This window comes from Nocardioides ginsengisegetis (genome assembly GCF_014138045.1).
Lineage (GTDB): Bacteria > Actinomycetota > Actinomycetes > Propionibacteriales > Nocardioidaceae > Nocardioides > Nocardioides ginsengisegetis.
This window is the reverse complement of the sequence record NZ_JACGXA010000001.1, coordinates 3859651-3880518: the sequence shown is the minus strand read 5'-3', so window position 1 is coordinate 3880518 and position 20868 is coordinate 3859651. Positions and strand designations below refer to the sequence as shown.

At 66.2% G+C, this 20868-nt stretch carries 23 protein-coding genes and 1 pseudogene; 10 read left to right on the top strand and 14 right to left on the bottom strand.

All coding sequences use genetic code 11. The features are described 5' to 3' along the window. Positions 1 to 83 precede the first annotated feature (83 nt). The 6 genes from FB382_RS18800 to FB382_RS18775 form a co-directional block, all read right to left on the bottom strand. A complete protein-coding gene (locus tag FB382_RS18800; protein ID WP_182541186.1) occupies positions 84 to 266 on the bottom strand; it encodes a hypothetical protein in 183 nt (60 codons plus the stop codon). Positions 267 to 393: 127 nt separating this feature from the next. Continuing rightward, positions 394 to 2259, bottom strand: coding sequence for a peptidoglycan DD-metalloendopeptidase family protein (locus tag FB382_RS18795; protein WP_182541185.1), 1866 nt, complete (start codon positions 2257 to 2259; stop codon positions 394 to 396). 5 nt (positions 2260 to 2264) lie between these two features. After that, positions 2265 to 4133: a hypothetical protein gene (locus FB382_RS18790; RefSeq protein WP_182541184.1), complete on the bottom strand. Its 1869-nt coding sequence runs from the start codon at positions 4131 to 4133 to the stop codon at positions 2265 to 2267. Next, positions 4130 to 6646, bottom strand: coding sequence for an ATP-binding protein (locus FB382_RS18785; protein ID WP_182541183.1), 2517 nt, complete (start codon positions 6644 to 6646; stop codon positions 4130 to 4132). The genes FB382_RS18790 and FB382_RS18785 overlap by 4 nt, the downstream gene beginning before the upstream one ends. Beyond that, positions 6624 to 7007: a hypothetical protein gene (locus FB382_RS18780; protein WP_182541182.1), complete on the bottom strand. Its 384-nt coding sequence runs from the start codon at positions 7005 to 7007 to the stop codon at positions 6624 to 6626. The genes FB382_RS18785 and FB382_RS18780 overlap by 23 nt, the downstream gene beginning before the upstream one ends. Next, positions 7007 to 7267 (bottom strand): hypothetical protein, encoded by a 261-nt coding sequence (locus tag FB382_RS18775; protein WP_182541181.1) that lies wholly within the window; start codon positions 7265 to 7267, stop codon positions 7007 to 7009. Before FB382_RS18775 ends, FB382_RS18780 begins: the two co-directional genes overlap by 1 nt. 735 nt (positions 7268 to 8002) lie before the next feature. Here FB382_RS18775 and FB382_RS18770 point away from each other — a divergent pair. Further along, positions 8003 to 8485, top strand: coding sequence for a hypothetical protein (locus FB382_RS18770; protein ID WP_182541180.1), 483 nt, complete (start codon positions 8003 to 8005; stop codon positions 8483 to 8485). A gap of 78 nt (positions 8486 to 8563) precedes the next feature. Here the strand turns inward: FB382_RS18770 and FB382_RS18765 are convergent, their stop codons facing one another. After that, positions 8564 to 9415 carry an aminoglycoside 6-adenylyltransferase gene (locus FB382_RS18765; protein ID WP_182541179.1) on the bottom strand — a complete coding sequence of 284 codons (852 nt, stop codon included), beginning with the start codon at positions 9413 to 9415 and terminating at the stop codon, positions 8564 to 8566. A 92-nt stretch (positions 9416 to 9507) separates the two neighbouring features. On the opposite strand from FB382_RS18765, the pseudogene FB382_RS22375 reads away from it, so the two are divergent. Together FB382_RS22375 and FB382_RS18755 are read left to right on the top strand one after the other, a co-directional pair. After that, positions 9508 to 10041, top strand: a pseudogene (locus FB382_RS22375) (DUF2716 domain-containing protein). Positions 10042 to 10148: 107 nt separating this feature from the next. Further along, entirely contained in the window at positions 10149 to 10565 is a 417-nt protein-coding gene (locus FB382_RS18755) for a DUF6188 family protein (protein ID WP_182541178.1), read from the top strand. 711 nt (positions 10566 to 11276) lie between these two features. Here the strand turns inward: FB382_RS18755 and FB382_RS18750 are convergent. Both FB382_RS18750 and FB382_RS18745 read right to left on the bottom strand, forming a co-directional pair. After that, complete coding sequence (locus FB382_RS18750) at positions 11277 to 12323, bottom strand: hypothetical protein (protein WP_182541177.1); 1047 nt, start codon at positions 12321 to 12323, stop codon at positions 11277 to 11279. Beyond that, entirely contained in the window at positions 12323 to 12817 is a 495-nt protein-coding gene (locus tag FB382_RS18745; RefSeq protein ID WP_182541176.1) for a SigE family RNA polymerase sigma factor, read from the bottom strand. Before FB382_RS18745 ends, FB382_RS18750 begins: the two co-directional genes overlap by 1 nt. Positions 12818 to 13115: 298 nt before the next feature. On the opposite strand from FB382_RS18745, the gene FB382_RS18740 reads away from it, so the two are divergent. Then, a complete protein-coding gene (locus tag FB382_RS18740) occupies positions 13116 to 13304 on the top strand; it encodes a hypothetical protein (protein WP_182541175.1) in 189 nt (62 codons plus the stop codon). A 233-nt stretch (positions 13305 to 13537) separates the two neighbouring features. Here FB382_RS18740 and FB382_RS18735 read toward each other — a convergent pair whose 3' ends face one another. The 3 genes from FB382_RS18735 to FB382_RS18725 all read right to left on the bottom strand — a co-directional run bounded on the left by FB382_RS18735 (position 13538) and on the right by FB382_RS18725 (position 15914). Continuing rightward, positions 13538 to 14476 carry a TolB family protein gene (locus FB382_RS18735; protein ID WP_182541174.1) on the bottom strand — a complete coding sequence of 313 codons (939 nt, stop codon included), beginning with the start codon at positions 14474 to 14476 and terminating at the stop codon, positions 13538 to 13540. Between the two features lie 361 nt (positions 14477 to 14837). Beyond that, complete coding sequence (locus tag FB382_RS18730) at positions 14838 to 15254, bottom strand: hypothetical protein (protein WP_182541173.1); 417 nt, start codon at positions 15252 to 15254, stop codon at positions 14838 to 14840. A gap of 156 nt (positions 15255 to 15410) precedes the next feature. Further along, a complete protein-coding gene (locus FB382_RS18725; protein ID WP_182541172.1) occupies positions 15411 to 15914 on the bottom strand; it encodes a hypothetical protein in 504 nt (167 codons plus the stop codon). Between the two features lie 496 nt (positions 15915 to 16410). On the opposite strand from FB382_RS18725, the gene FB382_RS18720 reads away from it, so the two are divergent. Continuing rightward, positions 16411 to 16785 carry a hypothetical protein gene (locus FB382_RS18720; RefSeq protein ID WP_182541171.1) on the top strand — a complete coding sequence of 125 codons (375 nt, stop codon included), beginning with the start codon at positions 16411 to 16413 and terminating at the stop codon, positions 16783 to 16785. Between the two features lie 197 nt (positions 16786 to 16982). After that, a complete protein-coding gene (locus FB382_RS18715; protein ID WP_182541170.1) occupies positions 16983 to 17207 on the top strand; it encodes a hypothetical protein in 225 nt (74 codons plus the stop codon). A gap of 42 nt (positions 17208 to 17249) precedes the next feature. Here the strand turns inward: FB382_RS18715 and FB382_RS18710 are convergent, their stop codons facing one another. After that, a complete protein-coding gene (locus tag FB382_RS18710) occupies positions 17250 to 17444 on the bottom strand; it encodes a hypothetical protein (protein ID WP_182541169.1) in 195 nt (64 codons plus the stop codon). 135 nt (positions 17445 to 17579) lie between these two features. Further along, complete coding sequence (locus tag FB382_RS22645) at positions 17580 to 17714, bottom strand: hypothetical protein (RefSeq protein ID WP_281379872.1); 135 nt, start codon at positions 17712 to 17714, stop codon at positions 17580 to 17582. 598 nt (positions 17715 to 18312) lie between these two features. Here FB382_RS22645 and FB382_RS18705 point away from each other — a divergent pair. The 4 genes from FB382_RS18705 (at position 18313) to FB382_RS18690 (ending at position 20854) form a co-directional block, all read left to right on the top strand. Then, positions 18313 to 18675, top strand: a complete 363-nt coding sequence (locus FB382_RS18705) for a DUF6188 family protein (protein ID WP_182541168.1) — start codon at positions 18313 to 18315, stop codon at positions 18673 to 18675. 421 nt (positions 18676 to 19096) lie between these two features. Further along, positions 19097 to 19480, top strand: a complete 384-nt coding sequence (locus FB382_RS18700; protein ID WP_182541167.1) for an ATP-binding protein — start codon at positions 19097 to 19099, stop codon at positions 19478 to 19480. 122 nt (positions 19481 to 19602) lie between these two features. Further along, positions 19603 to 19974, top strand: a complete 372-nt coding sequence (locus tag FB382_RS18695) for an STAS domain-containing protein (protein ID WP_182541166.1) — start codon at positions 19603 to 19605, stop codon at positions 19972 to 19974. Positions 19975 to 20131: 157 nt separating this feature from the next. Continuing rightward, positions 20132 to 20854, top strand: coding sequence for a GAF domain-containing protein (locus tag FB382_RS18690; protein ID WP_182541165.1), 723 nt, complete (start codon positions 20132 to 20134; stop codon positions 20852 to 20854). The last annotated feature ends 14 nt before the right edge of the window (positions 20855 to 20868 follow it).

Genomic DNA, 20868 nt, shown 5'->3' with positions numbered 1-20868 from the left:
TCTGGATGACCCGTTCGGGGCGCGCGTGAGCGAGAGACGATGGTCAGCGTCGGAATCGCCGCGAGTTTGCAAGGAGAGGGTCATCACTCGACCCACACCAGGCGTGCCGGGAAGGCCCGAGCGTTCGGCGGCTGCCGCGTGAACATCCAACGGAAGTAGTCCTCTTCGGTCGCAATCTCCACGACGTCCGTGCCGTCAGGAGTTCGCTGAATCTGACTGATCGCACGCATGTCGTACACGAAGCCATCCGGGGTCGAGAGCACCACCCGTTTCCCTTTCAGGGTAGGCACGGTCCTGGCAGGGCGCGGCGTCCGTGGCGGTGGCGCGCCGAAGAAGGGCAGCCGCTCGCTGGACTCAGTTGGGTTCGAACTTTCGCTCGACAACTTGCTCTCCTCATCCGCTCGGCGCGAGCGCAACCCAGACCGGCCGGTGGTCCGAAGCTTGACGGTCGAGACAACCCTGGTCGACGACCCGGAGGTACTGGGGATTGAAGGCGAAGCCATCGATGCGACCTCCTTCGGCGCTTGTGCCGGTGCACGGCTTGCCCGCCTGCCAGTTCGTGGTCAGACCGACTCGGTGCAGCATGGGAACCGGACTCCAGGACTCGCGAGTCGTGTCGAGGGGATGATTCCAGTCGCCGCCGACCACTGGTGGGTAGCCGGCGTCGCTCATGGTGCTGAACAGGTGCTGGTAGTTCCGGGTCATGGTCTGGAAGTAGTGCCTCATCTGGTCGCTCTTCGAGGCGTCCGTCGGCATGTGGAGGCCCACGACGGGCAGGGTTCCCTGATCGGACTCGAGCAGCACCCACGGCATCCAGCGGTCGTATCGGGCCCCGTTGAAGCCGAGCTGTGCCCCGTGGCGCGTCGCGAGGAACTTGGTGGTGTCCCACACAATTGCCGAACCGCCGCGGCTCCCGGGCGGCTGCCAGACAGCCCAACTCCCAGGAAGTGTGGAGACGATCGCCGGCACGTTGCGTGTTGTGACCTCTTGGAGAAGCAGAACGTCGGGCTGTTGTGCCAAGAGATAGGAGATCTGAGCTCGCGCTCGTCCGGGCGAGAGCGTGAAGGGGACGTTCCCGGTGAGAACGGTGACCACGTCGTACATCCCTGAAGACCCGCTGCCGTGGTCGACGGGAAGGACGACCGGAGCGTGTCCGACGTTGTCGTGCAGCCAGATCGTCGGGTTGACGGTGGTGGATCCGCCGTTCGGATGGACCTCGAAGTGGAGGTGACATCCGGTCGCGTTGCCCAGGTCCCCGACCTCCCCAATGCCCTGCCCGGCAGACACGTGATCGCCCGTCGATACGGAGATGGCCTGCATGTGCGCGTACCAGGTCTCGACGTTGCCTGGGCCCGTGCTGATCTCGACCAACCATTTCCCAGCCCAGGACTGGTCGGTTCGGACGGTGACGACGCCGGCTGTCGCGGCGAGCACGGGAGTCCCGCACGCAGTCGAGAGGTCCGTGCCGGTGTGGACGGAGTCCCAGTGAGACCCAGAGTGTCCCCAGTTCTGCAGGTCGACGTAGTGAGCCCACGGGGCGAGCGGAAACACGACATCTCCAGAGAAGGCGGCGGCCGCCGCGCACCCGCCACCGGCAGTGGCCCCGAAGTATGCGGCGGTCTGGGGGGATCCTGCCTCCGCGGGTGCCCCGTGGACGATCGCCTGGGCAAGAGGTACGTCATCCGCATAGGCGTCGGGGTGCGCCGACTTCTGGACCTGTTGTCCCGCCGCACCGATGCTCATGCGCTCCCAGCCGGGAACGGCCAGTAGCCGTGTGTAGAACTTCTCGGCTGAACTGGCGGGATCCATCAGCTCGGGCATGGTTCCCCACCACGGCCACTGCTGTTGGAAGACACCGAGCGATCCGTGGTCGGACCCGACAGCCTCGTGGGGGAGGTCCATCGATCGCCCGATGCCTTCCTGGTCAGGAGCGAGATCGTGGCCGAGTCCGTCGTTGGCGTAGTTCCGGAAGCCGGACTCCTGGTGTGCCACCGCCAGCGCCACCACGATCGCGCGACGCGGAACGGCGAGTCGGAGACCTTCAGAGACGATCGTCGAGGCGTTGGCCAACTGGTTGTCGTCGAGTGCCTCGTCCGCAGCGCCGGCAGCTAGCGCGAGTGGTTCGGAGCCGGGCGCGCACACGTCGCCGAGGTCGGCCGACCCTCCCATCAGGACCATCACCATCAGGAGGGGGACAACCACCAGACTCGCGGCTCCCGTCAGCAGGAGCGCGGTGGCGAGGCCGCTCGTCTTCTTCATTGGAGTTACCGAATCTCGGCACCGGTCGAGTCGACGTCTTCGTCTTCGTTGTCCGGCCGGTAGATCGTGTAGACGTCCTCGCCGTCGTACCACTCGGGTTCGGTCGGCGGGAGGGGGACTCCATCGGATGATGGTGTCGGGACGAAGCCCGGGTTCAATGCTCGCGCTTCCGGCCGAGGCGTCCCGGCCATCGCCGGAATGGGGGCGCGATGCGTCGCGGGTTGCGAGTGCCCGGCGGCAACCCACGGCGGGGGATCTTGGGCTTCAGGTGACACCGGCGGCGACACGGACGAGCCGGCTGAGGGGGCGAACGGAGCCGGTCTGGCCTCCACTCGGTCGGGCGGAGCTGCGCCTTCTTCCTCGTCAAGCACGGAAGCGGCAACGGCGCCGGCGGCAGCTCCTCCCGTGGCAGCGCCGATCCCCGCGATGGCGAGCCGCTTGGCCCAATCACTTCCGGTGTGGACGGCAGAACCGAGGCTCCCGCCGGCCATGCCACGGAAGTGATCGCTGTTCGGGCTGACCATGGACGTGAGTCGCCTGAACGGTCGCAGTGCCATCCACATGATGAAGCTGAACACCGGCATCAGGACGAGGCCGAGCCACGCTGGAGCCCCGCCGCCGGGATGGAACAGGATGCCGAGAACGGCGATGGTCACTCCTGCCCCGATGCCGAAGATGATCGCGTTCACCAGAGCGGCCCCCACCGTGCGGGCGAGTCCGATGACGAGGCCGCGTGACGCTGGGAAGGCGCCCAACGTCGCGAAGGCCGGGAACAGCATCACCGCGAGCCGAACGATCAGGAAACAACCCAGCAGGAGCAGGGCCGAGACCAGCAGGAACGGCAGAGCCAGGAACGCGCCCAGGGCTGACAGGATCGCGTACCCGATGCGAGTCTCGGAGCGCTTGCCTGTCAGGTACTCGTACGCCTCGGGGTCCTCGTCGTGAATCTTGTCGGCGGTGTCCTTCCAGGCCTGCTTCTTGTCCTCGATGATCTGCTTGCCCTTCTCGGGGTCGGACTCGAGGATCGACGCCTCATGCCACGTCAGCGCCTGCGCCTTGAACAGCTCCGGGCCGTACTTCTTGGCCGTCGCGCTGTCGGGGCTACCGAGCGCGCCGGCCAGCCAGGCTCGGTAGAAGATCGACTCGCTGACGTTGGAAGCCACGGCTGTCCCCGGGTCGACTCCCGGACCGTGCCCATCGAGCTGGCTGACGACGGCGCCCAGGGTGCCGGTGACCGTGGCGTCGGCAGCCTGTCCCGCCTCGACCGGCCATCGAAAGAGTGCTGTGGTCACAAAGACCACGATCAGGGCCCAGCCGATGGCCCCGGCAGTGGTGGCCAGCGAGGAGCGGCGAGCCTTCAGGATGATCATTGCGCCGAGGAGCGCAATGATGGCGGGGATCCACGAGGCAAACAGGCTGTCGTGAAGAGCGGACGAGACGTGCTCGACCACGGCATCGAATGATCCAAGGAACGACGGCTCGAAGGCGACCTGCGTCAGCGATCCGGTCAGGGCGGTCAGGGCAATGGGTGCCTGCATGACCCAGTTGCTCATCGCTGTCCCGATGACCGCGTCCGGTGCACGCATCGCGTCGGGTCCGCAGCCCAGGTCATAGGTGTGCCACCGCAGCCCGGCAAAGCCGTATTGCTGATAGATCGTGGTCGTCGAGCCCTCGGCGAACGGATCGCCCTGATCGGGAATCACATCAGGTGGCTGTGAGAAGAATCCGGCGATTCCACGGCCAGGCACCTCTGGGGTCGGCGCCTCCTTGCAGTCCGAGAACCCGGGTATGGACCACGCCGAGGACGGCAGCACCACGCTGACCGCCAGGAGGCAGGCCAACAGCACGGCAACTCGCGCGACAGGGCCTCTCATGCGACCTGCTCCTCGCCGTCCTGGGGCTTGGCTCGGCCAGCCGTCGTGTTCAACGCCTCGAGGAGGCCGGGGTTCGCGGTCAGGTCGACGCGAAGCTTGTCCACGTTGCCGTCGACATCACGCATCACGAACTCGCGTGCGCCGCCGCTTCCCCGGGCGGACGACAGGGTTGCGAGGGCGCGTTCGTAGCCGACACCGGTGGCTACCCGCAGCATGCGGAGCCCATCTCGCGCAGCGTCCTCGTCCTCCAATCTTCCGACGAAGGCTGCGGACATGAAGTTCGCTACGTCCATCCCAAGCACGTCGGAGGGGTTCTGGGACGCGGCGAGCACGCAGGTGTTCCACTTGCGAGAATCCCGGCCCAGGCGAGTGAAAAGGGCACGTCCCGCCGACCACTCGCCCAGGAAGTGCGTCTCGTCGAGCGCGACCAACTTCCGACTCTGCATCTCCCGGCCGTAGACCGCCCGGGTTGCGTACCAGGACGCTAGATGCAGGAGAGGGACGGCGAGCTGCTCCGAGGTGGACCAGTGGTCGCGCGGCACGGAGCGCGGCGGCAGGACGAGGCCGGGCATCGTGAGGACGGTCAGTTTGGCCCCGAACCGGTTGGCGCCCGGCTGAGCACTGGGGAAGAAGAGGCGCGACAACGGCAACTCCGCCATGTCGCTCAGGTAGTTCGCCACGACGCGTCCGTGCGCCGATGGCATGCCCTCGAGGTTGCGCACGACGTCCCACAACGAGGCGTCGCGCTCTCCGTGAGTCGCGCGGACCGCGTCCGAGATGACCAAGGAGGTCTCCGGCAGCGAGTCCACCGACGCAGGCAGCAACATCCGGACGACGTCCATGGCGAGCAGCTTGCGGTCCTGCGCGGCCAGCACCTCAGCCTCCGCGAACGCATCGTCACTCCGGTACGCCGAGCGAATCGGCTCGGCCACCACCTCAAAGGGGTTGAGCGTGCCACTGGCAGCGGTGGTCAGGTCGAGGTGCTCGCTGTGTTCGCGCAGCTCGGGCAGCTCCGTCAACCTGGCGAGCGGCCCTGACGGGTCCAGCACCACCGAGGGGATCCCCCGCCGGACAGCCTCGTAGGTGATCTGGCCGAGGAGCACGCTCTTGCCGGCTCCGAGGCCACCCACGACGGGAACCAGCCCAGACGTCTCCTTGACCTCGGTGGCGTAGTGGGTGTCGAACATGACGGCTCTCCGCGAAGACCCGGCGGTGTAACCGACGTACGGACCACGTCGATCACCCAGCCGACTCGAAGATGTCGGCACGCCTGCGGCCACGTAGAGGACGGGGAGTCGGCGACGGTAGGCCGAGGTCGACACGGGCTCGGAAGGGATGAACTCTCGCAACAGGCCAAACTGTCCGCGGGGGTGCTCGATGGTGACCCTGCGGGCTCGATAGGACGTGGTCACCTTTCGAACCCGCTCCAGGCACTCCTCTCGGGTGGGGGCGGCCACAGCCACTCGGAACCATCCGTGCACCCGGGTGGCCGCCACGTCGGCGCCGCGCGTCATCTGGTCCTCGACTTCTCGAGCGTGGCGAGCCTGGCGATCCAGTGCCAGCGGCTCGTCCAGGTCGTGCTCGGCGAAGTGCCGTTGCATGTCGCGGACCACCAGGAGCTTGCGCTGAATCGCCTTGCGGGCGTCGACCCCCGTCAGAATGTCGAACTGGCACGACCACTCCACGGGGAACGGCAGTCGGTCGGTGTGCGACAACCAAGGCTCGTGAGCTGGGTCCGGGACCTCGATCTCCTCGAGCCGGCCGACGGACATCACCGCCACGTGGCGCTGCACCGGCTCACCCGGCCCGCGACTGGTCAGTTGCACGGTCCTGCCCAGTGGCTCAGCGTCGTACTCAACCTGGTCAGCGAAGCTGTGCAAGTCATCGCTGTCCCAGTCAGGGGCACTGATGGGAGCCAGCTCGTGTGGAGCCGGAAGCCCGAGGCCGAGTGAGCGGCGAAGGAGCCATTCCATCTCGTGGGCAGTCGCCGGACGACCGTCAAGCCCGGGGAGGCCCATGGTCTCGGTGATGCGCTCGACCTGGGGAAGGAGGCGGGCATGCTCGATATTGCCGGGATGCCGCCACAGAGCCCCGATGACACGGTGCGACATCGCCCGGGTTGCGACTCGAACGCCGAGGTAGATCTCCTTCTCGGCCATGGTCTGGTGACGCAGGTGCTTCTGCATCGTGACCATGTGCTCGGTCCACGGCTCAGACCCGGCAGTCACCAACGGATTCGGCGTGAGCTCGTGCAGCCCCCGCGCCCAGTCAGCCGTCGGGTAGGGCCGGGAGGTCACCCGCAGGTGGAGTCGGTGGCCGGCGAGCCAGGACAGGGCGTCGCCGAATCCATAGAGCAACTGCTCCCGTTGGGTGTCAGAGCGGAACGACCACGGCTGGGTCGGCAGGACGTACCACGCCCAAACCTCGTGCTGGCTGAAGCAGAGATGGCCCTCGATATTGCGCAGCGTCAGCCGTGCGTCGACCGAAGGATCATGCGCCTTCTTGCTGAACATGGAGCTCCCTCACTCGGATCGAGGTCGCGGACAAGCGAACGGGACGGTCCGCCCGCTTTCGCCGGCGTGGAGCTCCCAGCTCGACTCGCAGGAGCTCCCACACGGTGATGGGCGGACGGTCGTGATCGATGACTCCTGTCAACGCGTAGGTGGCAAGGATCGTCAGGACGATCTCCCACACGGGGGGAACGTTGACCCGCATCGGGAGAGCGGCCTCGACCAGCAGCACGGATACGAACAACATCAACCAGATGCCGTACGCCGAGTAGCGGGCCGACCAGGGCAGGGTGAAGCCGCGAGGACCGAGCCAGACGGCATCGACGCGGTAGACCTCGTCGTCAGGTCGAATGAGAGCGCGCATCAGCTCGAGAAGACGAAGGTCGCGATGTTGTCCGCGAACCCATAGAACAACGCGGCACCAGCGATGACGACGCATCCCAGGAGGATGTTGGTGACCGTCATGGCGTTCTGGCTCATCTGACCCTTGCGGGCACTGGCGATGATCCCGATTCCGATGAAGAGCAGGACGATGGGAATGATGTTCTTGACGCCCCACGCGACGACGCCGTCCGAGTTGAATTGCGGCGCCATCACGATGATCTGTGCAGCGAAGTCGCTCATGTTCCTTCTACCTTCCGAGATGGACTCGTCGAGGCAGACGGCCGGACAGCCGCCTCTCCCGAGCGAGCGCGGACTACTTGGTTTTGGTTCTGTACTGCTCGGACACGACCATTCCGGAAACACCCCGGGCTGGTGAAGAGGCAAATCGATATCTGTGGATAACTCGCCGGCTCATCGCCTCAGTACAGCCAGTCAGCGGGGACGGCGGCACCACATCGGCAGGACGTTCACGGACGTCCCACGGCGAGAGAGGGTCCAGGTCGAAGAGACCACTCTGACCGGAGGCTGTGGGCGCCTTCATTCGACCGCAGGTGTGGAGGTCGTCGACGCCTCACGTGTCTCAGGACGCTCCGTTGGACCCGATCTGGAGGTCGCCGGTTCTGCCCGACTGATCGGCACCAATCATCACTGTCGACGCCTGATTCCCTGGTCAGCTGCACCACGGGGACGGGCTTGCCGGCCAGCGGCACGGCGGAGGCCACCTCGAGGAGTTCAAGCGGCGTCTCCCGGTCCATCGGTCTGCGAAACCGGTGACGTGTCACCCATATCGCGCAGTCGCCAGCAAAGCCGCCTCGTGTGGCGGAGAATGCAGCCGTGGAAACAATCTCGGGATCGCCCAGCACCGTCGACGCACCCCAGGGTCAGAGTCCGACGCGGGCTACGCCGAGGGTCTCGGCTCCTCGTCGACGACTGATCCTCGCCGGAGTCACGGCGGCTGTGGTCAGCATCTTGATAATGGGCGGCCTGGTCGGGTGGCGGATGTGGACCCATCCGGACGTCTTCCCCGACGGCGTCAGGATCAGCTTGGGGCCGCGTCCGTTGTCCTCGGCAGCCGTCTCCATCCCCGTCACGTGGGACAGCGACGGTGCTCCGACCACAGTGACATTCCACAGTGCGCACGCGTTCTTCGCCACTAACACCGCGGCAGCCCACGTCACGTTCGAGATCTGCCAGCGAAGCCCGGGCAAGATCTTCACCCCGGTTTACGGCGGCCTGAGCCTGGACTGCACCTCCGTGACCCCCCTGACCCCTGGGGTCACCATGACCTACCCGACGCACCCGTTCGCGCACGACTACGTCATGGTCACTGTGACACCCACGCGTCCGGGTGTTGCAGTGCTGAGCAACGTCAGGTTCACCTACTCGCTGCCCAGCCACCACCTGCCCCGTCCGATCACGGACGACGTGGCCATGAACGTGACGATTCCAGTCCGCTGAGATATCCGGTTCTTGCATCGTCTATCGGGATTCGCCCTCTCATGCCGATGTCCGGGCGTCCGGGTCCGGCCGGTCACCTCACGCCTGGTTGCGGAGCGGCGCAAGCGTGGCAAGGACGTGCGTGCGGGCGTCCTGAGCCAGTTCGGGGCGATGCTCGAGGAACAGTTCGCTCGCCGCTGCTGCGGTTGCTGACTCGAACAGGTCCATCGCCGCGGAGATGCCTCGGATGGTGTCCTGAGGGTCGAAGTGCGTGAAGACCGCGCCGGCCGCGTCGTAGTCGGAGGCCGACAGCCACTCGTCCATGTGATGCCCGATGTGCCAGGTGAAGCGTGGGTTGCGGCGGTCGAATTGTGCCTGCCACCCGAGCATGGTCAGCAGGCAGCTGTGCATTGTGTTTTCTCGGAACTTAACCACCCATAGGTCTGCCCGGGCGAGGTAGACCGCGACCTGGGTGGCCTCGAACCAGAACTCGCTCTCCAGGCGGGTGAACTCGGCCTGCTCCGGACGCGGTGGCACCGTGGGAATGCCGGTGGCCGCGGGCAACCCGGTGGTGAGTGCCGTCTTGTCGAGAAGAACTTGGTAGCCGCGGTTGTAGAGATCATTCAGACCGCTTTCGACCATGGTCGTGATCCTCACCTCGGGCCATAGGCTGAAGTCGATCTTTCGTCCCCGCGGCAAGACAACGAGGCGGGTGACCAGGTCCTCCAGGTCGAACGGAAGGATCACCATTGCCTGTCCGACGCACTTAAGCCATTCATCCTGGCGGGCAAGTTCGCGCGGCTCCGGGCCGATGAGTTCCACATCGAGATCTGACCATCGGTCGACGCGATCAGCGCGAGCCCGCGACCCGGTCAGGACCACCGCTGACACACGGGAGTCGCCCTGCGCCCAGTCCAGAATCGTCTCGATCAGCTCATCGGGGTCCTCCATTCGATCCAGGTTATCCCCACTGAACTTGGTCACCCGCAACGCACTGACATGCCGCGATCCGCGCGGATCTGCCGATGAGCGGTCCCTAAGGTATGGGCGTGAGTGAACGCTTCGCAGAGCCGCCCCAGGACGCGTGGACGGAGTTGAGCCAGGTCGAGTACGACGACTACTGGGCGACGTTCGGCTCCCGATTCGGCTTCCGTGCAGGCGTCTCGCCGGATGCGTGGCCCGCGATCAACGAGCCGGTTCCGTCGGTGACGTTCGACCTGGGCGTGATCGCGGACGGACCACAGCGCGGTGCTGCGTACGACGCGATCAACGCGGAGGCTCTCCGAGCGTTCGTGTGGGCCTTGCCCAACGCTGAACTGATCGTCCTCGACTGGCAACACCCTGCCTACCGGTTCTGACCCGCCGATCAGGCACTGACCTGGCAGGCGGACTGGCGTGTGCCGGTGTATCCGGATGGGGACTATTACGCCTTCCTCACGTCGGACTTCACGGAAGGCACCTTCGGGCACCCCTGGGAGAAGACGCTCTGTGTCATCGGAGAAGGGCTGGGAGCATCCCTAGGTCGCTCGTTGGAGACCTGGCTCCCGATCAAGCGCCGAGACGGTTCGACCGTCTGACGCCACGCGTGCACGATCATGCGCGAACGCTCGGATCTGCCGCCGAGGGTGCGCGGCCTTGCTGATGAGCGGGCGGGTGAGGGTTCACCCATGCAACACTCCCAGCCGTGGGGAGTGAGGAAACGAAGGAACTCGACGATCGCTGGTTCCTGGGGCTTCGTGGCTCCCAGGTGGAGTCCGTCACGGTCAACGAGTACAACGTCGTGGTGACCTTCAGCGAAGGCGGCGCGTTGTCGCTCGAAGGACGGGCAGAACTTGCCCAGGTCGGGCAGGCCGGGGTCAGTTTCAACGACGAGGACATCGCGGCGACGGCCGAGGTGTTGGGATCGCTCCCCGGGTCCCAGGTCCTCTCCGGGGTGGCGTTCAAGAGCGGCGCACTCCGAATCGTCCTCGACTCCGGCGCCAAGTTGCGCGTTCCCTTTGCTGCTCACTACGAAGCCTGGCAACTCACTGGGCCCTCGGGCCGCACGTGGGTTTCGCTGCCGGGTGGGGGCCTCCAGACGTATCCCCCGGAGCCCACCTGACAAGGGTTGTATCGCGAACGGACTGCACGCTCATGCCGCGTTGTGCGCGGTCCTGCCGATGTCAGAACGTCTCGTCCAGATGCACTGAATACTTGGCGCATGCGATCCGACCCAGCCGACTTGCAGCGTGTATGGGGCACCGCCAGAGACCGCGCGGTGACCGACGTGGAAAAGGTGGCACGACGCGCCGGTGTGGCAGTAGCCCTCGGTGCCTTGCTGCTCCCAGTCGGGTGTGGGTCGGGCGACTCAAACATTGAGCGAGGGCAAACTCCGTCGGACAAACCGACGTTGGTGATCGAGACCTGTAACGGCACGCCCGTTCGACGCCCGCCATTTCCCTCGGGCACTAGCGAGGCCGCAACTCCCGAGGCGGCGGTCCGGTCGTACATTCTGGATCGAGCGTCAGTTTCCACACTCAGCCGTTCAGTGAAGCGTGCCCACCTGCTCCTCCGAAATTCCAGCGGCGAGGCGATGGCAGTCGTCGACGTCCGCAAGGACGATCGAGGGTGGCTGGTCTCCCTTGTGCTGGAGTGCGGGAATAGCGCTGACTTGCACTTCGCAACCTAGTACGGGCCGCATGGGTTCGACGGCTATCACCCGATGCGCCCTTCGGCTGGTCCTTCCCGCTGGGTGCCGCGATTGTCGCCAGGTCACTCCCCAACATCCGCTCTTGCCGCGAAGCGTGCGCTCGGAGACTTTCGCCTACTGTGTTCAGGAAGGGCCGAGGGCGGCCTGGAGGGCAGCGTCGAGAGTGTCGTCGTTCTCCAGTGACTCCGGGAGCGCGGAGCCGTCGAGGCTGAGTCCCCTTCCGATGCCGCACAGGGCGGCGCCGGGATCGACCTCAAGTGTGTGGCGTGGCCAGTGGAAGGTGACGGCGTAGACGAAGACCAGGCCGGACGGGCTGCCACAGGCCGGGGGGGACGTGTGAGCCATGGCGCCGTTGAGGTCGTTGAAGGCCGACGTGATCCTGGCCAGGAGCTTGGGATCGGTGACCGTGGCGGTCACCGGCGCCCGTGATGGTCCGTCGATGGCCGACTTCGTGATGTCGACGCTGGTCACCGTAGAGGGGACCAGGGTCTCGGCCGTGCGGTCGTAGCGGGCGGCCAGCGTGACGTCCGTGCGGATCGCGGTGGTGTCGTCGTCGAGCCGTGCGTAGGACACCACGACGGCAGGACTCGAGTACGCCTCCGAGGTCTCGTGGGTCTCCCACATGAGGTCGCCTACGGGCTCTGGCGATGTCGAGCCCGGCCCCATGAACGCAGAGTCGGTGTTCGCTGGTGAATGGGTGTCGTACCAGGTCACGAGGTCGCCGTAGGAAAGGGGCACCTCCCACCAGTTCGTCTGCTTGAGGGAGAGGTCCACGTACCCGTCAATCACGCGCAGGTGGCTCAGGCTTCGGGTGGGGGCTGAGTCAACCTTCGTGGATCCGGGAGGCACGGGGATGGTCTCGAGCACGCGCACTGCCTCCGCGAGCGCGCGGTCGCGGTTGGTCGCGTTCGCGGTGGAGGTCCGGTCAACGGTGGGGGGCCGGTTTGACGGTTCCGGGTTCGACCCAGTGGCGTGGACTGCGTAGGTGGCGAGGCCGGCGACGAGCACCATGGCTGCCGCCGCGGCCGCAACCGGGGGCCACGGGCGGCGCCGGGCCGGTTGGGTTGCCAGCGCGATCCGTCGCGCCACCTCGGGGTCGGCCTCGTGCTCGTGACGGGCGAAGGTCTCGGTCAGCCGCGCTACGACGCGCTCGTCGGTCCAGTGCGACATCAGGACTCCAGGGAGTTGAGGCGGGCGCGCAGCGCGGAGATGCCGCGCGAGGCGTGGGATCTCACCGTGGCGGAGCTGCAGCCGACCAGGTCGGCGATCTCGGCGTCGTCGAGGTCCTCGTAGTAACGAAGGACCAAGACGGTTCGCTGCTGCTTCGGCAACGTCGTGAGCCACGGCCACAGGTCGTCTTCGGCCCCCGCTCGGGGCTCAAGAGGAACGGAGGCAGCGTCGGTGAGCGGGACGGTGCGCAACCGTCGCCTTCGTTTGTCGGACGCGTGCTCGTTGAGCATGATCCGGCGAAGGTAGGCGCCGGGCGTCTTCATGGCTGCGATCCGCGATCCGTGCCGCTGGGCCCGGGCAAAGGTCGCCTGCAACAGGTCTTCGGCATCGTGTTGCGAGCCGGCCAGCATGACGGCAAGACGCAGAAGTCCCGGCGCGAACGCCGTAGCCACCTCGGCCCAGTCAGCCTGTGCCACGGCATCGGTCACTTCCATGCACTCCATAACGCGGTTCGTGCCGAATCTGTGGAGCGGAGAAAGGGATTGGCGTCGAATCTCGTTCCATCTCGTCTGCGGGCCGGGTGGCTTCTACGGCGGGCGTGCTCGACGATCATCTTGTGCTCTAAGCGGCTCATCTCGTCGCGGGGCTTCCAGCGCACCGCTGAAGTGTGACATTCGAGCGTCCGCTCATGCCGCGATCCGTGCCCGGAACTGCCGATGAGCGGTCGCGCGATCCGGACGGCTGGGCACTACCGTGGGTGACGTGAGTGGACAGAGTCCGGACTTTGGCGGGATGACGGTCAACGAGCGTCTTGTCGCGGCAGGCTTGCTCGGCCAGTGGGATGCCGCGATCGACGCAGGAGACCGGCGGCTCGCAATCAAGGTCCTCCAGCAGGTTGCGATGAGCGCCGACAGCGCCGCAGCAACGGTCGATGCAGTCCTGGCCAGCCCGTCGTACTACGGATTCCCCCGACCCTCCTGAAACGGCTTATGCCGCGTGGTGCGCGGTTCTGCCCACGAGCGGGAGCTGGTCGTCGCCCAGCCCACGAAGATTCTGATCTCCAACGACTCGTGTGGCGAACAACCCGCGACGCAGGCGAAGCAAGACCCTCTTTGTGCCGATTACACCGCTAATACTCGGCCCAACCGCCCCCGGACTGCGGCAACCGGAAGGACGTCGTGCGCCCATGCTTCATCGGGTCCTTTTGGGTCCGATCAGTTCCAGTCCACTGTCCACGCAGCACCGTCGGCCTCAAACACATGTGGGTGATGCGGGCTGTGTGGTCGGTAGGTGACCGTCTCGGTGCGACCTTGGCCGAGATCCGCGACTCGAGTGCCGAGCAGGCGGGAACCGTCGTAGTTCGGCACCCAGCCTGCGTCGTACCCCACCGGCGTTTCGGGCCAGGACATCAAGCGTTCCAGGTGTGAGCCGTCAGGGTGGGCGCGCCAAATCGCTTGGGAGTCGGAGTTGCGGCCGAATCGGCGGAACACCAGCCAGTGGCCGTTGCCAGAGATGTACATCTGATGGCCACGGCGAATCAGCACCGTCGACCGGCCCTCGCGAAGAAGGCGGATGTCGATCCCGTCGGAGTAGATGATCCCGGCGGCGCTCCACCAGAGGTCGCCGTAGAGCTGGACGCCTGCCCCTTGCCCGCTGTCGAGGAGCGCTCGCCGGTGCAGCTGCGAGCCGTCAGCGTGGATGGTCCACAGGTAGGTGGGATAGAAGCTTCCGGTGCTGGGAGCGTCGATCGAGCCCTCGAAGACCAGGCGACGACCATTGCGCGACCAGCCGATCGACCCGATCGACTCAAAACGGCGGTGCCTGACGAGCAGGTTCACCACGGACCCACCGGTCGAGCGAGTCAGTAGCAACGGAGACCGGCGGGCGTGGAAGTCCGGCGCGAAGGCGAGCCGGCTGCCGTCGGGGCTCAGCGCGAGATTGGCGACATACCCCTTCGCGCTGGAGGCCAACTTGACCTTGTTCTTACCGGCGACCGTGGACGACCAGAGCTCGTACCCACCCCGATGCCGGGCGTCCCACACGACTCGGTGGGCCACCTGATGGCGGTCCGCCACCATGGTGTGCCGGGACGCCGCAGTCACCGGATTCGCCATGGTCAGGCACGCCGCCATGGCCAGCAGGATGGCGCTCATGCGAGGCGCCACCCGACCCCCCGAGATTCTGGTCATGGCGAAATCGTAAGCGGGAACGCGCGCACCGGACGGACGAACAGCAGATCGGATACTTCTTCCTCGCGAAGTACCCACTCATGCCGGCGCACGTGCGCCCGCGGCCATCCGGAACTGTCGCCATCCGCGCGGTCATGCCGATGAGCGCGCACTTGAGGAGTGCGAGGGCACCCTCGCAACATGACCTGAAACCGGATCGAGTGCGGCAACGTCTACTCGTGATGAAACCTCAATGCGGGTCGCATGGGAGGTTCCCAAAGGTTCGACCAGCCGTCGTTTCTGGGACCGGAGTGCAAAGAACCGAGACGCCCCGGCTCCTCCCGACTCAACGGTTGAGACGGTGCAGGTCCCAACGCCACAGGGTGCGGAGGTCCTCGACCCATTCGATGGGTACGTCGAGGTGCTCGACGTGGATAGTGGTCGCCTTGTTGCCGGTGGCGTCGGTGTCCTCTATCAAAGCCATCCGGACGACGCTCGGCGGGTCGAGCAGCATGGAGCCCCGCTCGTGCGGCTTAGCGTCGTAGGGCCGGAGCCAGTTCCACGTCTTGGAAACCATCACCGGCTCATTGACTGCCTCGAAGGTCGCAACGATGAACCCGTACTCGCCGTCGCCGTCCGGGCGGCTGCCGTCCTGTCCCCAGGTGGCTCCGACCGCGATCTCCCCAGCCGACCCACCACGACACGGGGGCCATGCCACAAGCAACGCGGCGCGCGGGTAGACGCGGCGGGCGGTCGAGAACACATGCCCAGTCGCGATGAGATGGCCGCGCCGACCCGACAGCCTGCGCGCGGAAGGTCCGCCCTCCACGTCGGCGAGGATGCGGCGACTGGCTGCCAGTCCGGCCTCGACAATGGTGTCCCTCTCCGAGGCCCGTGCGTCATCAGCCTTGGTCTCGGCCTACAGCAGCCCGGTGTCCTCACGCACGACCAGCCCGTCCGACGCAGCCTCCGCCCACACCTGTAGCAGGTAATGCTCCAGAACCGGACTGTCCTCGTCGAGATCCCAGTCGGCGTCGTCGTCGCGGAGTAAACCCTCGCGGCGGCCCTGTGCGCATACGCGGACACGGAAGTCACCGGCTCGGTCGACCAGCGTCGCGACCGGCCCATCGACCATCTCGCAGACCGTAATCGCGTCGCTGCAGGTCACGCTCAACTCGACCACGTCCAACCAGTCAGGGCTGGCATCCGGCGGCGCGCTGTCGTGCCGCTCAATCGTGATCTCGAAAGGACCCCACTGAGACCCGGTGAGCACCCACACTTCGTGTTGGTCGTCCGTGACTTCGAATTTCACCAGCGAGTTGCCAGGCACCTGAGGTCCCCGCAAGCCGGAGGGGGACTCCTCGCGCAGTACAAAGCAGCGGTACGAGGTCTCAATTGCAGCCGCGCTGGTCGACTCGATCATGCGCCGATTCTGCCAGCGGGGCCTCGTCCAGATCTGCCACTTCGCGGTCCCCGTCCCGAAGGTCACGACGGATAGCAGCGGCTCCGAAGACCTCTAGGCTGCCGCGATCCGCACCATTATGCCGAATTGAGTGCGTTTCGCCAGGCGGGGTCAGAAGTACGTGACATCTTCGGAACGTGCATACTGACGGGGCACCCTTACGGATCACCTCTTGCGTCAGTTCTGACCATGACCGCGACAACGGTGGTTTGCGTTGTTCACGCCTAAGCGTCTTGCCTGTTGAAGGCGTCTCCGAGAACATTTGTTGACTCGATCTCGGGAGATCCCCATGGCCAACCGTGTCCGCCGCCTGTTGCCGCTGACCGCATGCTTGCTGGCGCTAACAGCGTGTAGCGACTCCACGGCTCAGAAGCCCTCGCTGGGTACACACCCGCAGATGTTTGTGACTCCGAGCCTGGCACCTGGGCAGCCATGTCTCGGTGGGGTCGCAAGTTCGATGGAAGCAGCCCAGCAGGACGCACGAATCTTTCTGCCGAACACCAAGGCTTACAACAAGGGGACCATCTCGCAGGTCTGGAAGTGCGCGAGCGGTGCGCCCCTGGTTGAGTGGAAGGGGCTCGCCATCCACTTCGAGGACGGCTGGCGCGATGTGGACGCAGAAGCCGCCTTCAAGCAGATGAACGCGAACAACGGGGTCGGCACCATAGTTGAAGTTGCGGGCCATGCAGCACGGTACGTGCCAGGGTCGAGGGACATCGGCCCGCAATTATTCGTGGTCTTGAGCGACACAATGATCGAGGTCGAGGGTGCGCCGAGTACCTCTGGAGATGAGCTTCAGGCGATTGCCAACTCCCTCCGACCTGACGCATGAAGGACCCGTTAGTCATCGGCCTGGCAGGGGTGCTACGAACTCGGCCGGAGCAGCCCTCATCCCTCAGCGCCACGGCAACCCCGCTGAGGGTCGGACGCTGATCGCTCTCTCGTGCCGCCGTCCGGGTTTACCGGATCTGCCGCATTGTTTGCGCAGGTGATTCGTCGCGGGATTGCCAATCGTCCTAGCATCCGGACATGACGACCTCGACCTCCAAGTACGACGGCTGGCTGGCATGGCTGATCGTGGCAGCCATTGGCGTTGTTGGCCTAGGGGTCAGCCTGTGGGGAGACGAGGGGAGAAGCCGATACCTGGCTCTCGGCATTTGGGGCTTCCAGATCGTGGCCGCACTGAGCCGCTCGTACCGAGCGAAACGTCTGGATCAGATGGCCGAACGGTCCGACAGCGATAGCACTGGTTAACTCCAACCGCGAACGACGTCGTCATCTGCCGCCGTCCAAGCCTTATACGCGTTCGTGGCTCGCGGTGCGGTACCGCCGGATGATCAGGAGCACACCGACGACAACCACGGCCAGCCATATGAGCAGTTCGACCGTGCCAACGCCGAAACCACCCAGCGCCGTCAAGAGAATGACCATGAAGGCCAGGAAGGCCAACAGACTCAGGAGAAGGTTCCATACGCTCGCTCGATTCAACACGGCGTGAAGCCTAGGACCTCTCCCCGCTACTGACGAAACGTGCTCATCTGCCGCGTTGTGCGCGGACCTGCCGATGACGGTGCGGCGCATCCTCGGTCAGGCCGCCGGGGCGCTGTGGCCCGTCAGGCGTGACCCCTAATTGCCCGAGTCAAACATCAGCCAGAAGAACCCGTACAGAAAGGCGACAAAGACGACGATGCCCGCAATGAGCAATCCCAGGAACGACAGCACGCTGTCGAAGCCGTCGTAATCCGTCTCCTCGTCGTTCACACCGTCAGTATGGGGCCGAGATGCCCTAGAGCCGCCTCCGATACACGGACGCTCCTGCCGCGATCAGCGCGGTCCTGCCGATGCGCGGGCGTGCGGAACCACCAACAGGCAGAGTGCGTCCCATGCCTGTGTCGGTGCCGCTGCGATTGTCCGTGGTTCTAGTTGCTTGCACGTTGCTCGGCGCTTGTTCGGGTGCGGATGAGGGCGGCGACTGCACCAGCCACTACGAACCAGTAGCGAGTGCAAGCACCTGGTCTGGCTTGAAGGAAGCGATGCTGGCGAATGAGGATTGGGGTCGCGTCGCGTCGTTGCGGACCCAAGCGCGTGGCCAAGAAGCCGACGGTGGGCCGGGGGACCAAGAAGTCGTGCGCGTCATGGACTTGCTCAATCGTAAAGGGCGACGCCTGGTACAGGTCGATGTGTGGCGTACCGATGGGGCGTGGCGAGCAGGCGCGTGGAGTCAGTGCATTGACTGACGTGGCGAAGTCGAAGTGCTGGCGCCTGACTCGCGGCAAACGTCCGCTTCTGCCGCGGACAGGGAAAGGGCTCTCATGCCGATGAGCGGACGGCGGGCATCGTCGGCTGACACACTGCGAGCGTGTTCGGATTGGACGTTGATACCGACGTGAGCGGGCTGGCGGGGTGCCGGTTGGAGTCGATTGACCTGACCGAACACCAGGTGCAGTTGCGACTGGACAGCCCGAACGGGATCAGGCTGAGCATCGAGTCCGCATTCGCCATAACGCCTGGTGGTGGCGACAGGAGCGTGTTCGAACGTCCACGCGATGCTGCTCAGGCGCTGGCAGATCGACTCGGTGTCGAAGTTGTCGATGCCCGCGTCGCAGAGCCCGGGACGTTGACGCTCCGCTGGCATGACGGGTCGCTCCTTGAGGTCTTCGACTCCAACGAGCACTACGAGAGTTACCAGATCCACCTCGGTGAACGGCTCATCGTCGTCTGACCCAAGCGCACTCTCATGCCGCTGATCGCGCGCCCGTCAGTGCAGCTCATCACAGGTTCTAGGTTGGCGGTGGCGGCCGTCAACTTGGCGGCACACCGACTGCAACACCGTCTGCAACACCGCCGCACTCGACTGCACCCGGCAATTGCCGAACGCGCACTCGGCAGCTCTGGGTACACGGCTCTGCACGCCCCTGCACAGGGCCGCCGAGGCTACGGATCAGAAGGTTTGGGGTTCGAATCCCTACAGGCGCGCAGACCAGGACCGCAGGCAGCCAGCAGGCTGACCTGCGGTTCTGTGATTTTCCAGTCATGTTCGCCCCACCTTGAGAATGCCGACGTACAGTCGAAGGACGCGGCCACTCATGCCCGGACCTCGCACCGACGTAGGCCGCGACGCCTGTGTGGTGTTCTGAGGGCTGATGCCTGCCGCACGATGGTCGTACGACCTCGAGCTGCACCCGCAGCCGCAGAGCGTGGCCGGCGCCCGTCGCTTCGTCTCCGACCACCTGGTGGACCACGACCTGCCCCACCTGGTGGACGACGTGAGGCTGGTGGTCAGTGAGCTCGCCACCAACGCGCTGCTCCATGCCGGCACGTCCTTCGGCATCCTCCTGTGGGCGCGCGGCGGCCTGGTGGTGCTGGAGGTGCGCGACGGGTCTCCGGACGGACCCTCCCTCGGGGCGGCCGCGGACACGGACACCAACGGGCGCGGGATCGCGCTCGTGGGTGCGTTGAGCCGGGACTGGGGGGTCACGGACTACGTGGACGGCGCCAAGTCGGTGTGGGCCTCCTTCGACGGCTGACGCTCGGCGGTGCCGACTGGGCCAGCACGGCCAGGCCATGGACGCCCCCGTGTGTGTGGCGCAGAGTGGAGGTTCGAAGGGCCCGGCCCCCGCCACCGTCGTGCAGAGCGGGAGTGATGCCCATGAACAGTCTGGTCCTGGTCGGGGACGGGCTCTCCATCCGGCTGTACGAGAGCGCCGCGTGGTCCGTGGTCGAGGTCGAGGGCGACCTGGACATGGCCTCGCTGCCGCTCCGTCGCCGCATCCTCGCCGCGAGCGGCCCGCGTGTCGTCTTCGACCTGCGCCGCGTCGCCTTCATGGACGCCAGTGGCCTGGGTCTGCTCGGGGCGAGTCACGATGCCTCGGCCCGCGCCGGTGGCTCCGTGCGCGTCTCCGGCGCGACCGCCCACGTGCGCAAGCTCCTCGCGATCACCCACATGGACCAGGGCATCTCGATCTTCAGCACCCTCGGTGAGGCCCTGGCCGCCCCGGCTGCGACGGGTGCGCCCACCTGAAGGGGGGCGCCGTCGCCGGGCGCCCCCCGGGGGAGGACCGACCGGTGTAGCGTTCGGGCAGCGGTCCGATGTCGACACCGTGGGAGAGAGAGATGTCTGCTCGTCACGGTGCCGCCCTCGACCTGCCCGGCAGCAGCCGGGTCGGACGTCTGACCTGATGCCCACCCCCGGAGAGATCCTCCTGTCGCTGCTCCACCACGGGGACGGCGTCGACTCCCTGCCCGAGACCCTGTGCCGCCGGGCCGCGGAAGACCTGTCGGCCGACGGCGTCGGCCTGACGCTGTTGAGCGACGGGGGGCACCGCCAGGTGCTGGCCGCCACTGCCGGCACGGCACGGGTGGTCGAGGAGCTGCAGGTGACGGCGGGGGAGGGGCCCAGCCTGGACGCCTGGCGCGAACGCCGGGTCGTGCTCCTGTCGGACGTCGCCCGGGTCGCCCCCGCCCGCTGGCCCGGGCTCGCGCCCGCCCTGCTCGAGGCCGGCGTCCGGGCGATCTTCGTGTTCCCGCTCCAGGTGGGCGACATCCGGCTGGGGGTCCTCGACGTGTGCCGGACCACCCCGGGGCGGCTTGAACGAGAGCAGCTCGCCACCGGCCTCACCTATGCCGAGGTGGCGGTGACCGTCCTGCTCCACCTGCAGGAGGAGGGCGGCCTCGCCGCGGGTCTCGACGGCCGGCTGCTCGACCCGCTCGCCAGTGCCCCGCAGATCCACCAGGCCACGGGGATGATCTCGGTCCAGGCGGCCGTGGGCCTCGCCGAGGCACTCCTGCTGCTGCGTGCCCATGCCTTCGTCCACAGCCGGTCTGCACGCGACGTGGCCCGGGACGTGGTGAACCGCACGCTGCACTTCTATCCTGACAATGACGGTGAGGCTGAGAGATGAGTACGACGCTGGGT